The sequence below is a fragment of the Aureispira anguillae genome, from assembly GCF_026000115.1.
GTDB classification, from domain to species: Bacteria; Bacteroidota; Bacteroidia; order Chitinophagales; family Saprospiraceae; genus Aureispira; species Aureispira anguillae.
Window position 1 is genome coordinate 5,598,441 of sequence record NZ_AP026867.1, and the last position, 14,207, is coordinate 5,612,647.

Here is a 14,207-nt window from a genome sequence, read left to right on the forward strand (position 1 = left end):
AAACTAGTTAAAAAATACAAGATTATTCTTCTTCCAACTCTTCTTCTGGAGCTGTCAAGGATTTTAGTGCCATAGACACAAATCGAATGATATAAATACCTACAAAAGAGGTAAAATAGCCTATTAAATATAACCAAAAGATATAATTCTTACGAATTTCTGATAAGTTAATTATTTCGCTAGTAAACCCAAAAAACCATAAAAATACGATTCCCAAAGGTATTGCCGCTATAAGCCCTACCATCAACCAGATAAATTCTCGGGCAATTACTTTTCCCATTTTTTTTAGTTTTAATTTAAAATAATACTCCGTTATTTTTTGCTTTTTTTAGTTCGCTATGCTCATGAGAATAGTTGTAAAAAAGCAAAAAAACATTGCTTTTTCCTTTATAGCTTTAGCTATAAACTAGCGCAGTTCGCTTTGCTCATGTATTTGATTGATCAACGCAGTAATGTTAAAACAGAAATATGAATAACTGCTTTTTATTTATGTATTTAAATTGAAGAACAAAAGAGTAGGTTAACAATTAGAGTGCATTTTTCAACTGGTAAGCGGAAAAAAGAGGCTCATCACCTAATCGCAACACAGCTAACTGATCTCACAAGCACTACGAGTAATCTGTTGTTAGTTATTTTTGTTTTTCAACTTAGTATCTCTATTGTTTCTGCTCTAATTAAGGCAATTCTTTATGCCTATTCTCCACTATATTAGAGGCTACCCAAGTTAGCAACAAGCCTAGACCTGTTCCAATTGCAAATGTTATCATTTTATTCTGGAACCAGCCCATCCAGTTGCCAAGTACCAAAATAACAATCGTAAAAACAACCAAATAAAAAATTCGAAAAGCTCCACTGTAAAACAAAACATCCCTCACTTTCCAGTCCAATACAGAAAAACCAAAACTGATACAAATAAAGATGGTAATCAAAAATAAAGTAGCAAAAATTAGGTTGCTGAAACGCTTTAGCAAATATAAGATGGTGTACTCTACCTTATTTTCTTTATCAATTGTTATTCGTCCATAATTTCTTTTGTCCTCATTCCAAACTCTTCTAGTAACAAAGCTTTCTTCAATAGTAGACCATAAATCTACATGCGCATAATCGGCTCCTAAGGCCCACAAACCAACTCCCCCTAAGCCTTCATCGATAGCAAAATCGAACTTACGCCCTAAGGAAGTAGAATTGTCAAAATAAATCTTGTATACTCCTCCCAAAGAATCTCTTACCGTAGCCTCCATAGAATGAGTAGCTTTATCATAATCAATACTAGCTCGCCCCTTTTCGGCTAATCTCAATATCTCGCTATAAGGCATATACCCTTCAAAATCCTTTTCGCCTGTTCTATCTTTGTACCAAACAGCTCCATGATAAGGCAGCCCTAAAACCAAACTACTAACATGATCGTTCCCTATTTTTTCTTTGTAGTAATCAACGAGCACATTTAAATCTACTTGCTGAGAATCTACATCTGCCTGTACTGCAATATTCTCAAACAAGTCAAGTTCTTTAAAGATCAACGTATCCCTTTTGGGACTAAAAATAAAAAAGCCAACCCCTTCATTTTCTTTGGTAGCACTAGATTCTTGCGAGAGCATGCCAACACAATTGGTTCTCCTCAACAAACGGTTGATCTGAGGACTTTGCCACAAAGGACGTCCGTCTTCATCCTTAGTAATTTTAATGGTATTCAGAACATCGGTTATATCATAAGGCTTATACTCCAAGTTTTTGTAGGTACGCTGGATATAATAATTTAGCGAATCTTTCAACCTAGTTTCATAAACTTGATCATGCTCAAGTACAACACTTGTTATATTATAGGGTACTGCTAATAGTTGATCTAATGTCGTGTACAACTGGTACAAACAAACCGTTCCACGAATAGAGGCATCCTTAGTGACTAAAGGAGACAAAGGACCTTCTTGCAACTCCGTTGGTTTTATATGGAAGTTAAAGCTGCTGATCACAAATAAATCAATCCAAGGCTTCAATTTGGGCAAGTCGTACACATTATCTTTGTCATAAATAGGCACTGACATACTAATGACATAATCATTATTGTCTTCCCGAATAGCAAACGATAGTTCTTTAACAAAAGCAATAAAATTATCTTTTTGACTAATCGGTACTTCCTCAAAGTTCAAATCAATCCCATCTGCTCCCGATCGTATCAAAATACTCTTCAGACTGTCAATTAGGTTCCGTTGTACATCTGGTTCACTCGTAAAAAAGATTTCATTGTTGGCATACCCTCTATTGCTCACGGTCAATAAAACTTTACAGCTATCTAGATGAGCTGTCATGATCAAGTCGCTATCTATAAAGTCATAAATAGCTTCAAAATTAGAATAGCCCCCAGTAAATGGATTAACTTCATAACCATAATAAGCTAAGTGTGTTAATAGTCGATAATTATACGTTTTGTACGTGTCTCCTTTCCAGTAGGGATGCCATCCCAAAACCGTCAAGTTCTGTTTGGGAGAAATCTTATTATTACTTCTATAAAAAACACCTACTTTATTTCTCCAATCCGAATTTTCAAGCGAAGTATTATAACTTTCGTATCGACTATCCAACGCCTTATCGATTCTTCTCTGCTCTATATCTGTAGGAACTTCCCACCATTCATAAGCTAGCATCAACAACCTGCGTTCATTAATTTTGTCATCCACACGTTCCTGTATCGGACTATTAGCTTGCAAGCTTCTTCTTTTAGTAATACGAGCTTGTTCTATAGAATCCAAATCATCTCCCCAAAGTTGAGCACATAAATCAAGGGGTGCTAAAACAACAAGCCAGCACCAAAAAATTAACTGAGCAAAAGAATATGTTATTATTGATTGTTTCATAGTTGGTCGTAATATAGTGTGGAACCGAATAGTAGCAGTTCCAAATTCAATTTGGTTTATGGAGTTAGCGATTTTTTCTTAGTAACATATTTCCATCCTCCCCAGCTCATTACAGCACCAAAGATCACCCCAACCAACAATGGAATGGTAGCTCCTTTAAATAAGCCCATATATCCTCCTAAGAGCAACAATAGGAATGTAAAGAAAATCATATACATGACTCTAAACCTTCCATTATCAAATAAAGCTTGACGTATCTGTTGGTTAAACAAAGCAGCACAAAGACCTATTGCCATAAAAATCGCCAAGTAAAGCAATACGGCTAAGGCATAGATAGAGTTTTGACGGAATTCATTGCTTTTTTCATTCAGCTCTGCTAATTTTTCGTTGTGAGGTTCTACCATTTCCATAAATTCATCCGAAAGCAACTGCTCTAGATGCTCAAAGCCACTATCATTGCCTAAAAACTGAATTCCAACCCCGCCTAAACGAGCATCCATTAGGTAACGATACTTTTTACGCAAACTTGTACTATCATCAAAATACAAGGTCACATCTACAGGAACCTCCCCAAGCGTCGTATCTACATCATAATAATCATAATACTTGAAGGTATAGCAGGTTTTTGAACTATCATAGCCCAACCTAGCTCCTGGGTATTTGAGAAAGTCATCTTGTTGCATAACAAAATCAAACTGAATATCGCCATAAGTAATGGCATCCATATTGAGAATTTCCTCTGTTATACCATCTGTAAACCACCTCGTCCCATAATAGGGCAAAGCCAAAATAAGCCGACCACTATACAAAGGTCCTAAGTTGGCAATGTATTTATCAACAGATGTTCTTATATCTGGAGCTGATGTTAAAGGGCTGTAATTTAAAGGTGCTGTTGGTAATTTTTTTAAACCATCTGGTGTTTCTTGAAAATCAAAGCCTTTTACCACAAAAATATCTACAAAACGCTGCAACTCTGCAATATCATAAACATTGTCAGGATCATAGGCAGGAACACTTAAGAAAACAAAACTGGTATCTCCCCTAGCCCCAGTAACTGTCGTAGATAAAATTCGAATGAACTTAAAAAAGTCATCCTTTACAGCAGTATTTACGCCTTCAAAGTTAATTTCAATACCATCGGCATTGGTAGAATCCAAAATATACAGAATAGAATCTAAAAATCGCTGTTGAGCAGGTATATTTTGTTCCAAAAATCGCATCACATTTTGCTCTCCATGACAAGTGATAGACAACAAAGCGCTACAACCTTTTTTGTGGGCAGTACTGACAAAATCTCCCGCCAAAAAATTAGCCATAACAGCAGAGTTTTGGGGCGCACCATTATCGGGGTTAATATCATAAGAATAATAAGAAACTACATTAAACAAATCAAAATCGTAGCCCTTATAAATATCCCCCATCCAATGCGGATGCCAGCCAAAAACAATCATAGGTCGGCTATCGTCCCATATATTTTTTGTTACCCGAAAATATTTTCGATCAATATTATTAAGAGAATCTTGAATTGCCTTGATTTTGGCTCTAGCCAAAAGTTCTGCATCGCTAGGCATCATTGTCCACTCCCCCAATAACTCAACATAACGTTTTTTATTGGTATTGTCATAGAGGCTTGTCTTGGTTTCTTCATCTTCAATCAATTCATCTAAAGTAGGATCTAAGTTCGTACCATCTCCTCCTCTACCTCCCTTCAAAGACTCCTTCAAAGCTCTCTTTGTACTTTTAGCTTTCACCTTGGCAGAAGACTTAAGAATACTTGCATTCTTGTAAGCTTCTCGTCGGACTTTACTCTTTACTTTAGTTTGAATCATTCCTTGAGCCTCTAGAGATTCGAGGTTGATAAAGAAGAGACACAGAATCAAACAAAAAATATATTTTAAATAATGGATTGTAATCGAGTGTTTCACATTGTTATAATTTAAATGAACAGCTGATGTCTTATAATCTATTAACTGTGTTTACATAAATAGTTTACACCGTGTTAGTTTAGCCTTCTTCAGGTGCCAATACCTGCATTGTTTTTTCTCTAAAGATTTCTTGAACCCGCTCTCTAATAATGTATTCATTACGATAAACTCTTTGTAATTTAAACTTCGCAAATTTCACATATACGGGCACTCCTGTTGTTGTATTAAAATTGCGAATACTCAAAAGAAGCTCTCTATATTTGCTAGCACTACTAATCGGGATTCTACCAAAGAAATCAGCTCGTTTATCTTTACGGGTTAATCTAGGTTTTTTATTCGTGTTGTTATATTTTTCTGGATTCATGAATTTAAACATAACATCTCTGGCTATAGATGAGGAGCTGTGCGGCAATAATTCTGTTACCCCCAAGCCATACGCCATTAAAGGTTCATTAATGCCAGCAATTCGCCAACTAGGAGGAGGATTATTTTTTAGCTTTTCATAAGCAGCCAATGCCTCTGTACCAATCCCGACCCAATAAGCTGCATATTGATATTCGGTGTTTTCATCTTTTAGCAATTCTTCAAAAATAAGCGAATCGCTTACGGCACCATAATTTAGAGCAGGGCTTAATACAAATTCATACTCTGCTAGATCAGGCACAGGAATTGTGTCATCTTTGTAGGTTTTGACTGTATCTCTAAAAGAAGAAAAGATAATATCGTCCAAAATGACCGTGTCTTTATCTACGGTACTTCTTTGCTTATAAATTTTAATGTCTAGTTCTTTTTTGCTGATGTCATTATTAACAAAATGAAAAGCATAAGTTCCAGATTTTGTTACCCTGATAAGCGCTCGATCTAATTTTTTTATTTTTTTGTTGACATACTGAAACTGAGATTCGGGAATATCAATCACAAGTTTTCCCAAAACACCCTTCATTGGAGTGACCGTTACGATAAGATCCTCCCCTGTTTTTAGATCAAATGTTTTGTGCAAACTCTTAAATGCTCCAATTTGTTCCAAGTTATTAAACAGCTCTATTTTTCCTTGAGCATAGAGGTGAGATGGAAGAAGGGCGCAACAAAAACAAAAGAAGATAAAGAAGCATCTCATAGTTTGTGATATTGGGTGTATAGTATTATTATTCGTTTGTTCTTTTTTGGGTTTCATTATATAAAGATATAAATTAAATCATTTCATAAATACATTAGTAGGTAAGAATATTTTTACTAATCTAATATTGAAAAATTATTAGCTTGTGTTTTGGTCTATCCCATCCCTTGTATTATCGGAATTATTTAAGATGTTTTTACCATTTTCTTATAGAAGATTGATCGAAACAAAGCTAGGACATTGTTAAAATACTGACGCTTTTACTCAGTATTTTCAGGAGAGGTAATCTTTTATGAAGAAAGAGACTACGATGAAGTTCTCAACAAAACTTCAATCAAAAGACTGGGGATACAACAAAAGAGCAATATTTTTTAGATCCTACTTATCCATTCAGCCTATGCGTACTTTAAATTTGTTTCCCAAACAAAGCATTAATGCTCTTTTAATCTAAAAAATTACACCTACACCAATTTAGTTCTTTTTTTGAAAAAGAATAAATAAAATTCAAGTTTATCTTGTAATAATAAAAAAGAGGTGCCATTTTGCACCTCTTGTATAGATTAAAATATGATTAATTTATCATGAGCAACTGTTTTTCAACCATTGCTTGTTATCATTGATAAGTTTTTAGAGTTGAGCATAACTTATGCTCGTAGAATTTTAGGCTTCCTATTGTACTCTAATTTTCAGCTTCATTCCTTTTCTCAAAATAGTGCTGGTCGAAATATTATTTAACAACAAAATACTTCTAGCAGATATTCCTTGGTATTGTTTTTCAATGTCCCAGATCGTTTCTTTCTCCGTAACAATATGATATTGATACGTGTTGGCTAATTGCTTTTCTGCTGCCTTTTTTGCCTCCAACTCTTGCTTTTCTTTTAATGCTTTTGCGGCTTTTACCTTGTTAAGTTCGCTAGCTTTTTTTTTTGCTAATCGCTCCTTCTTAAGCACAGCAACTTCCTTCGTTAAATAAGAAAGTGTAGACACCTCTTCTGCACTAGTAGGGGTATACGCTTTAGCCTTGATAACCGCCTGCTCTTTGGATTGTATAGAGCGACTCAATTGTTTTACTTGCCTAGTTGCAGTAGCTTTTTTTATAGCAGCATCTTCAATCTTTTTTTGCGCTAAAGCAGCTTGTGAAACAGCAGGTTCACGTACTAAAGGTTGCTCTACTTTCTTTTCAATAATTTTAGGATTATTCTTAGTAGGAACCAGATACGAATTGGAGTTAGAGCTAGCATTATTTCTTAGTCTACGCCCACGGCTTCGATTTTTAGACACAGTTGTAATGACTTCTGTTTTTCTAGCTTTCTGAGCCGTCAATGCAGTTGCCTTGTTACTCAATTGATATGGATTTCCTTTGGTAGGAGCTGTTTTTAAATTAGAATTATTATTTCTATGGGTTGGATTTACGGATGAAGCAGCTATTTTTTGTGCTAATTTTTTGCTTTTTATCGTTACGTATACGGGCGCAGTGACGGCCTTTTTCTTTTTGTCATCTAACCCAACTACTTTTAGAGAAGCAATAGAAATGCCTTTGATATTCTTGCGCACCTCTTTCTTAGCCCAAGCATCTTTAGGAACATAATACTTCCTAATGGCAATAACATCCCCTTTTTTGACTCGATAATTCGAAGGCAACCCATTCCAAAACAATAAATCTTGACGAGAAAAACGATGCGCTCGCATCATTCTATTCAAATCTGCCTCAGTATTAACTCTACGAATACATTTAATTGGATTTTCTGTTTTCATAGACATAATGCGCTTCCATCCAGCCTCGTAGCCTCTCACCTTAGCCACAATACGAGCAGGCAAGACCAAAATGCTATTTTTGGAGCTAGAAGGCACATAGTTTTTGATGTATCCAGGATTAAGTCGCTTAAGCGTGTCCTTATCTATTTTATACGTTTTGCTCAATTGAGAAAGCGTTTGATAACCTGGTTCTAGATGAATAGAATCTGTCAAGACTAAATCCGAAGGCAAACGCTTGGGTTTCAGTTCATGCAAATGATAAAACTCATAAGAGTAAGCCACGGCCATAAAATAAGGCACATACATTTGTGTTTCTCTAGGCAAAAATTTTCTGATGTCCCAAAAATTTTTGTCGTTTCCTTTTACATACTTATCTACACGCCCTGGACCACAATTATAAGCAGCCAACGCCAACGGCCAATCTCCATATCGCTTATACAAATTAGCCAACATAGTAGCAGCCGCATTAGAAGCCTTGTGCGTATCACTTCTTTCATCTAAATAAGAAGCTACTTTTAAACCATACAACTTACCTGTTCCAGGAATAAATTGCCACAAGCCAACTGCCGAAGCATGAGATTTGGCAACAGCATTAAGATTAGACTCTACAATAGGCAAATACTTAAGATGGTGGGGAATATTCTTGGCTGCTAAATATTCCTCAAAGATGGGGAAATACATTTCAGTTAAGCCCAAAGTACGCTCTGTAGCACTTCTATAGCGCTCCGTTCTATGAATAATATGATTTTTAATGTCTGCGGTTAGACGATATTGAATGGCACCAGACATTTCCATAAAACGAGCACGATAATGCTCATCGGTAAACGTAGGAAAATCAGGATCTTCATTAGGATAGTCATTCATCAAACCGCCCATTCCATCTACCAATAATTTACTCAAATCATCATTGATCTCAGGAAAATCAGGGGAAGTGGCATAAGTCCAGTTGTAACAACACAAAGTCAATAAAACTAACCAAGTAGTTTTTAATGCAGTACAATTAAAATTCATTATTAGGTAGTATTTTGCTTATTAGGGGCTCTTGAATTGTATTTTTCTTTCTATCTAATTGAAACATAAACCCATTGAGGACGATCAATAGTTGGTCTTATCTGAAAGCTTATTTTTGCCTCTCAATTCAATTATGAGTTTTAAGCTGACAGTAAAGTTAACAAAAAAATATTTTTTTTCAAAAAAACAAAAACGAACAGAAAGAGCTATTCATTAGACGCTAACCTGTTCGTTTTTATGCTAGTTAACAACTATTCTTACAATAAAGCAAAAAAATAGCTATTTATTGCTCTTTGGGAGCAATATTAACGAATATTAATTTAAAGTAAGTTTAAAATTAAGAAGCCTTTGAGTTTTCCTCAATTTTAATTTTTTCTTTATCCCCATCTTTCATCCCCTCTCTAAATTCTTTGGTTACCGAATCACGAGCATCATTAAACTCACGGACCCCTTTTCCTAAACCTCTCATCAATTCTGGTATTTTTTTACCACCAAACAACAATAGGATGACAAAAAACACTAGGAGCATTTCAGGACCTAAGAATTGGAATAACAAAAATGTATTCATAATATATGGTATTTTTACTTAATAACTAATTGATTTTTGACAAGACAAAAACAACCAACTATTGTTTTATATAATTTTACGTTTCTCTCTTTTCTACAAAGATACTACTTTTAATTGAATCTTTTGACTTGTAGAATTATAAAAGGCTTAAAGCCCATAAGTTAAATAATTGGGCAAAAGCTTAATACCCAATCTATTTAGCAATAAGATAATTATTGCTTGTCGCTTTTTTGAGCTCTATAATACAAAACCGACGCTTTGAATTCTTGAAAAAGCTCATGGCTTCGCCTTTGTATATCGGCTGCTGTAATCGCATTGTACTTTGCCTTTTCTTCATTAATCATTGCTGCATCTCCTAATAATTCATAATAGCCCAGATTAATAGCCTTGTTGAGATTGTTCATTTCACCAAACTCTAGATTGTGCTCAATTCTATTTTGAAACTTTTCTACCGCATAATCACTCAACAGGTGTTTTTTGAGCTGTTCCAATTCTTCCCAGATTGCTTTTTCTGCTTCTTCCAAGCTAATTCCTTCTGCCAATTTGCCTTCTACAATCAACAGCCCCTTATCCATAGAAGCCGTGATATAAGCATCAATATTAACAAAAAATTCTTTCTCCTTGACCAAACTTTGATAAAGCTGCGAAGCATCTCCTTCTGCTAAAACATCGGTTATAAAATCATCGATATAATAATTCGTGCTATTCCGTTCAGCACTATGAAAAACCAAATAGATTGCATCTAAAGGAACATTCGCACTTACCTCTAAGGTACGTTTTTCTGTTTGAATGGGTTCCAAAGGCATCTCGGTAGGGGGCATTTTCCGCTTTTTTATCTCTCCAAACCATTTTTGAGTTAGCACGAACACCTCTTCAGGGTTAATATTCCCACTGACACTAAGTATCGCATTATTAGGGCAATAAAACTGATCAAAAAAGACTTTAACATCCTCCAAACTTGCCTCTTCTATGTGTTTCGGTATTTTTCCTATCGTGGGAACTTGGTAAGGATGAACTTGATAAGCCAAGGGACCTATATGGTGCCAAATATCTCCATAAGGTTCATTAAGACAACTTTCTTTAAATTCTTCTAGCACAACTTTTCTTTCCCGTTCCAATGTTTTCTCATTCAAATTCAAAGACAACATTCTATCTGCTTCCAACCACAGCGCCATTTCTATATTTTGACAAGGCATATACTCATAATAAACCGTCATATCCTGATTGGTAAAAGCATTATTCTCTCCCCCTGCCTGTTGGATATAATCATCAAAACTAGGTGCATTCTTTGATCCTCCAAACATGAGGTGTTCAAACAAATGTGCAAAACCAGACTTACCTTCTTGTTCATTTCTGGTTCCTACATTGTAGGTCATACAGACAGAAACCAAGGGGGTACTTTTATCTTGATGTACCAATAATTTCAACCCATTATCCAACTGGTATCGTGTAAATTCCATTTTATTACTGTAAATCTTTTCGTTCTTTTCTAAATCAATCTCTAGATCCTTTTGAGGAATTCCCCTTGCATTTATTGCACCATTTCAGTAGTCCATTCAAAAAACTTCTCCAATTGATTGTCAATCAAACATCTCTAACACATAAAAACCATCAAACTGGCAATCAACTATGTAAGCAGTACTTTTTTAGTTCTTTATTAAAAAACGGTTCTTTGACAAATTGTGTGCTACTAATTATACGGTAAGGTGATATTATTCTATTTGGGGATATTAGAGCATAGACCACGTTGTTGTTAGATCGCTTCGCTTTTAGACTATATAGCTGCAATTCATACCTATATAGTCTAAAAGCGAAGCGATCTAATTTCTAAAATCTAATACCCAAACGGTACAATTAAGACCATTAATTAAAATTTCCACACGATTTGTCAAAGAACGAAAAAAATTAAAAAATTGCATGGGCTACTACTTCTTAAACAGCCAAAGCCCCAAAAGGATTGCAAAATTAGTTATTTTTGTGATAACTTTAATCAATACTTTCTGAAGTTGTTAAATTTAGCGTACTATTAATTATTATCTCTTTGGGCTATCCAAGCCTTTACATTTCTTTCTATAAGCATTTGTCAATGAATAACCGTCTTGTTACCTTTCTAGAAAAATCTGAAGAAAAAGCATTTTCAAAAGAACACCGAAAACGCTTGAAATTTAACATGGGTAAATACCATACAAAAGTTGCCTTGGGTAAACAACAGTTTCAAGATTTAGAACAGGCTCGCCAAACGGCAAAAAACATAAAAGCTTATACGGTCGCTAATTTAGCTCAATTACTACAAGAATTTGAGGAAAAGTTTACCGCTCGAGGAGGAAAAGTCATTTGGGCGGAAAACATCAGTCAAGCTCAAGATGCAATTAGCCAAATCATGAAAGAAAAAGCAGCTAAAGTAGTTGTGAAATCTAAGTCCATGATTACAGAAGAAATTCAACTCAATCGCTTACTAGAAGAACAAAATATTGAAGTACTGGAAACAGATTTAGGGGAATTTATTGTACAAGTAAAAGGAGAAGCCCCTTATCATATTGTAACACCTGCAATGCATTTATCCAAAGAAGACATTGCAGAGTTGTTTCACGAAAAATTCGACACTCCCTTAACTGCGACTCCTGAAGAGCTCACCGCTTATGTTCGAAAAGTATTAAGAGCACGTTTTGCACAAGCGGATATTGGTATCTCAGGCGGAAATTTTTTATTGGCCGATACAGGCTCTATGGTTTTGGTAGAAAATGAAGGAAATGCACGTTTAACCACGACCTTACCCAAAACGCATATTGCAATTGTAGGAATTGAGAAAATGATTCCTTCCATCGAACAACTTGATTTGTTCTTGCCACTCTTGGCAACTTATGGAACGGGGCAAAATATGACGGTTTACAACACGATATTAAGTGGTCCTAAACAAACACACGAAATAGATGGTCCTGAAGACATGTATATTATCCTATTAGATAATGGGCGTAGTTCTATTATGCAGGATGAATATATGCGAGAATCGATGTACTGCATTCGCTGCGGTTCTTGCCTCAACAATTGCCCTGTTTATCAAACCATTGGGGGACATACTTATGATAGCCCTTATAGTGGCCCTATAGGTGCTGTGATTAGCCCACATTTGGGAATTGGAGATTTTGAAGACAACACTCACCTCAGCCATGCTTCCTCTCTATGTGGTAGTTGTACAGAAAATTGTCCTGTTAATATCAACTTGCACAAAATGCTGCTGTATAATCGCTCGTACGAAGAGGCTGAAAACTTACGCCCCAAATCCGAACAATTTATGTGGAAAGCTTGGCGAACGGCTATGCTTAGTCGCTCCATGATGAATGCTCCTTCATTTAGCAAAAATCTAGTGGGAAATTTGTTTTTATCAAAGGCTTGGGGAGAACGAAGAACATTTCCTAAATTTCCTAAATATACTTTTAATCAATTGTGGAAAAAAGGAAAAGTCTAATCTTCAATTATATATGACTAAAGTCAGATTGAGTCTTAGAATTATATATTTCTAAAAAAAAAGCTTATTTTTGGAAACTATGCTTGACAAATTAAGGTATATTAATAGAATATTATATTCTGTACCTTTATTAGGTTCAAATCTAAGAAATATCTTTACTCCTTTGTCAAACATTGGTAATAATTTCAACCAAAACACAATATCACCGTGGAAAACGAAAACGAATACCTCGAAGAAGAAGTTGACCAACAAGAAGAAGTTCCTGCAGCTACACCTGAGCAATTAGCTGTGTTTAACAACGAATTAATGCCACAAATTGATGCGCTTTATAACTTTGCATTCCACCTTTGTTACAACGAAGAAGATGCTAATGACTTGGTGCAAGAAACCTATTTAAAGGCATTTCGATTTATAGATAAATATATTCAAGGAACTAATGCGAAGGCTTGGTTGTTTAAAATATTAAAGAACGCCTTTATTAATCAATATCGAAAAAGAAGCAAACGCCCAACGCAAGTAGACTATGAGGAAATCGCTTCTTACCATGATAGTGAAGATGCTAGTTATGTAGATTTCTTTGATTTAAGAGAAGAAATTTTTCAAGGAATGATGGGAGATGAAGTAACCAATGCTATTAATGCATTGCCAATTGATTTCCGAACTGTTATTCTGCTTTGTGACATTGAAGGTTTTACTTATGAAGAAATATCAAAAATAATTGATACGCCTATTGGTACAGTGAGATCTAGGTTACATCGGGCTAGAAACATGCTTAAAGAGCGTTTAACGGATTACGCCAATTCTATGGGGTACAAAGACAAACGTGGGAAAAAAAAATAATTTTGTGATTTTAATGACAGAGAATTTTACAAATTGGCATAGTAATAGTTTAAAGTCTAAATAAGTAAAATTTTCTGTTATCAATAATAACTCGCAGTTCTACCTAACATCATGTGTTATAAACATTTTATTTAACCAATAAGAATATGAACTGTTATTAAAATAATCTATTTAGTTCTATTTATATTAAAAAAGTAAGTATTATGAAAACATCTGGCAATCCAGGGGAATTCCAAAGAAGATTAGTTATGTATCTTGATGGAGCCCTTTCAAACCAAGAATCACGTGAATTTTTAACTGATGTCAAAAATTCTCCAGAGCAATTAGCTAAATTGCAAAAAGAAAAATCTTTTCGTGAATTTCTTCGCAAAAAAGTAAATCGCCGCAGTGTTTCTCCAGCACTCATCAATAGCATTAAGTCTAAAATTAAATCTTCTCTCTAAAACGCTTTCTGTTGCCCCTTTTATAATAAACGTCATTTCTACTCTTTAGCCCCCAGCGATAATAAGAAGTAGAAAATAGTTCACAGGAATAAATAGACGTTATTACTGTAATAATTCGCTCCCTGTATAGTGTTATATAGCCGATTTTTACACGAATAACCGACTTACTAAATAGGACTTTGTGTCGTATTTTAAATCGTTACACAAAGATCAAAAAAGGAATTAATCTA

10 protein-coding genes are annotated in these 14,207 nt (G+C 35.0%); 3 read left to right on the plus strand and 7 right to left on the minus strand.

Going from position 1 to position 14,207, the window contains the following annotated elements; genetic code table 11:
- Positions 1 to 22 precede the first annotated feature (22 nt).
- The 7 genes from AsAng_RS21935 to AsAng_RS21965 form a co-directional block, all read right to left on the minus strand.
- The gene (locus AsAng_RS21935) at positions 23 to 280 is read right to left on the minus strand and encodes a hypothetical protein (protein WP_264789247.1); all 258 of its coding nucleotides are present in this window, start codon (positions 278 to 280) and stop codon (positions 23 to 25) included.
- A gap of 394 nt (positions 281 to 674) precedes the next feature.
- Positions 675 to 2,852 carry a glycosyl hydrolase family 18 protein gene (locus AsAng_RS21940; RefSeq protein WP_264789248.1) on the minus strand — a complete coding sequence of 726 codons (2,178 nt, stop codon included), beginning with the start codon at positions 2,850 to 2,852 and terminating at the stop codon, positions 675 to 677.
- A gap of 56 nt (positions 2,853 to 2,908) precedes the next feature.
- Entirely contained in the window at positions 2,909 to 4,681 is a 1,773-nt protein-coding gene (locus AsAng_RS21945) for a glycosyl hydrolase family 18 protein (protein ID WP_264789249.1), read from the minus strand.
- A 175-nt stretch (positions 4,682 to 4,856) separates the two neighbouring features.
- Positions 4,857 to 5,894 carry a hypothetical protein gene (locus AsAng_RS21950; protein ID WP_264789250.1) on the minus strand — a complete coding sequence of 346 codons (1,038 nt, stop codon included), beginning with the start codon at positions 5,892 to 5,894 and terminating at the stop codon, positions 4,857 to 4,859.
- A gap of 669 nt (positions 5,895 to 6,563) precedes the next feature.
- A complete protein-coding gene (locus AsAng_RS21955; protein ID WP_264789251.1) occupies positions 6,564 to 8,660 on the minus strand; it encodes a transglycosylase SLT domain-containing protein in 2,097 nt (698 codons plus the stop codon).
- 337 nt (positions 8,661 to 8,997) lie between these two features.
- The gene (locus AsAng_RS21960) at positions 8,998 to 9,228 is read right to left on the minus strand and encodes a Sec-independent protein translocase subunit TatA/TatB (protein WP_264789252.1); all 231 of its coding nucleotides are present in this window, start codon (positions 9,226 to 9,228) and stop codon (positions 8,998 to 9,000) included.
- 212 nt (positions 9,229 to 9,440) lie between these two features.
- Complete coding sequence (locus AsAng_RS21965) at positions 9,441 to 10,688, minus strand: M16 family metallopeptidase (protein ID WP_264789253.1); 1,248 nt, start codon at positions 10,686 to 10,688, stop codon at positions 9,441 to 9,443.
- 626 nt (positions 10,689 to 11,314) lie between these two features.
- Between AsAng_RS21965 and AsAng_RS21970 the strand changes: the two genes are divergently transcribed.
- The 3 genes from AsAng_RS21970 (at position 11,315) to AsAng_RS21980 (ending at position 13,977) form a co-directional block, all read left to right on the plus strand.
- Positions 11,315 to 12,694: a LutB/LldF family L-lactate oxidation iron-sulfur protein gene (locus tag AsAng_RS21970; RefSeq protein ID WP_264789254.1), complete on the plus strand. Its 1,380-nt coding sequence runs from the start codon at positions 11,315 to 11,317 to the stop codon at positions 12,692 to 12,694.
- Between the two features lie 288 nt (positions 12,695 to 12,982).
- Positions 12,983 to 13,534: a sigma-70 family RNA polymerase sigma factor gene (locus tag AsAng_RS21975; RefSeq protein WP_407655345.1), complete on the plus strand. Its 552-nt coding sequence runs from the start codon at positions 12,983 to 12,985 to the stop codon at positions 13,532 to 13,534.
- A gap of 203 nt (positions 13,535 to 13,737) precedes the next feature.
- Positions 13,738 to 13,977 (plus strand): hypothetical protein, encoded by a 240-nt coding sequence (locus AsAng_RS21980; protein WP_264789256.1) that lies wholly within the window; start codon positions 13,738 to 13,740, stop codon positions 13,975 to 13,977.
- Positions 13,978 to 14,207 lie beyond the last annotated feature (230 nt).

Excerpts from the sequence above, each read along its gene's own strand:
- AsAng_RS21980 (WP_264789256.1), top strand. The coding sequence starts at position 13,738 with ATGAAAACATCTGGCAATCCAGGGGAATTCCAAAGAAGATTAGTTATG.
- AsAng_RS21970 (WP_264789254.1), top strand. The coding sequence starts at position 11,315 with ATGAATAACCGTCTTGTTACCTTTCTAGAAAAATCTGAAGAAAAAGCA.
- AsAng_RS21955 (WP_264789251.1), bottom strand. The coding sequence starts at position 8,660 with ATGAATTTTAATTGTACTGCATTAAAAACTACTTGGTTAGTTTTATTG.
- AsAng_RS21945 (WP_264789249.1), bottom strand. The coding sequence starts at position 4,681 with ATGATTCAAACTAAAGTAAAGAGTAAAGTCCGACGAGAAGCTTACAAG.
- AsAng_RS21960 (WP_264789252.1), bottom strand. The coding sequence starts at position 9,228 with ATGAATACATTTTTGTTATTCCAATTCTTAGGTCCTGAAATGCTCCTA.
- AsAng_RS21965 (WP_264789253.1), bottom strand. The coding sequence starts at position 10,688 with ATGGAATTTACACGATACCAGTTGGATAATGGGTTGAAATTATTGGTA.
- AsAng_RS21950 (WP_264789250.1), bottom strand. The coding sequence starts at position 5,894 with ATGAGATGCTTCTTTATCTTCTTTTGTTTTTGTTGCGCCCTTCTTCCA.
- AsAng_RS21935 (WP_264789247.1), bottom strand. The coding sequence starts at position 280 with ATGGGAAAAGTAATTGCCCGAGAATTTATCTGGTTGATGGTAGGGCTT.
- AsAng_RS21940 (WP_264789248.1), bottom strand. The coding sequence starts at position 2,852 with ATGAAACAATCAATAATAACATATTCTTTTGCTCAGTTAATTTTTTGG.